General features: G+C 56.4%; 1 rRNA gene (running past one end of the window). It reads left to right on the forward strand.

Annotation, left to right across the window (positions count from 1 at the left end):
- A 23S ribosomal RNA gene (locus ABZ260_RS49435) occupies positions 1 to 1,379 on the forward strand (its annotated part continues 1,495 nt past the right edge of the window); the annotation flags it as partial.

The following is a 1,379-nucleotide window of genomic DNA, read 5'->3' on the forward strand; positions in this document are numbered from 1 at the left end:
GACAGTAAGAAATCGATGAGATAGCCGAAGCTTCTGGGAAGTGGCGCCGTAGACCGTGAGAGTCGGGTAGGCGAAATCTTGTCGACTGTTGGAGGGGATCCCAAGTAGCACGGGGCCCGAGAAATCCTGTGTGAATCTGCCAGGACCACCTGGTAAGCCTAAATACTCCCTGATGACCGATAGTGAACAAGTACCGTGAGGGAAAGGTGAAAAGCGCCCCGGTGAGGGGTCGTGAAATAGTACCTGAAACCGTGTGCCTACAAGCCGTAGGAGCGTAAACGAGGCTTGCCTTGTTTGTGATGTGACTGCGTGCCTTTTGAAGAATGAGCCTGCGAGTTATGGTGTGTGGCGAGGTTAACCCGTGTGGGGGAGCCGTAGCGAAAGCGAGTCTGAATAGGGCGTTTGAGTCGCATGCTGTAGACCCGAAGCGGAGTGATCTAGGCATGGGCAGGTTGAAGCGCGGGTAAGACCGCGTGGAGGACCGAACCCACCAGGGTTGAAAACCTGGGGGATGACCTGTGTTTAGGGGTGAAAGGCCAATCAAACTCCGTGATAGCTGGTTCTCCCCGAAATGCATTTAGGTGCAGCGTTGCGTGTTTCTTGCCGGAGGTAGAGCACTGGATGGCTAATGGGCCCGACAAGGTTACTGACGTCAGCCAAACTCCGAATGCCGGTAAGTGAGAGCGCAGCAGTGAGACTGCGGGGGATAAGCTCCGTAGTCGAGAGGGAAACAGCCCAGACCACCGACTAAGGCCCCTAAGCGTGTGCTAAGTGGGAAAGGATGTGGAGTCGCAGTGACAACCAGGAGGTTGGCTTAGAAGCAGCCACCCTTGAAAGAGTGCGTAATAGCTCACTGGTCAAGTGATTCTGCGCCGACAATGTAGCGGGGCTCAAGTACACCGCCGAAGTCGTGGCATTCACACGTATAACTGAGCCTTTGTGGTTTAGGTGTGTGGATGGGTAGGGGAGCGTCGTGCGGCCGGTGAAGCAGCGGAGTGATCCAGCTGTGGAGGCTGTGCGAGTGAGAATGCAGGCATGAGTAGCGAATCAGAAGTGAGAAACTTCTGCGCCGGATGACCAAGGGTTCCTGGGGCAGGCTAATCCGCCCAGGGTAAGTCGGGACCTAAGGCGAGGCCGACAGGCGTAGTCGATGGACAACGGGTTGATATTCCCGTACCCGCTACGATGCGCCAATACTGAATCCAGTGATACTAAGGGTCCTTAAGCCCCTGACGCCCTTCGGGGTGTGGGTGAGGCTGAACGCCTGGCCTGAACTGGTAGTAGGTAAGCGATGGGGTGACGCAGGAAGGTAGCCCAGCCCAGGCGATGGTAGTCCTGGGGTAAGCATGTAGGGAGGACCGTAGGCAAATCCGCGGTCG

It is taken from the genome of Streptosporangium sp. NPDC006013 (assembly GCF_040614275.1).
Taxonomy (GTDB): Bacteria; Actinomycetota; Actinomycetes; order Streptosporangiales; family Streptosporangiaceae; genus Streptosporangium.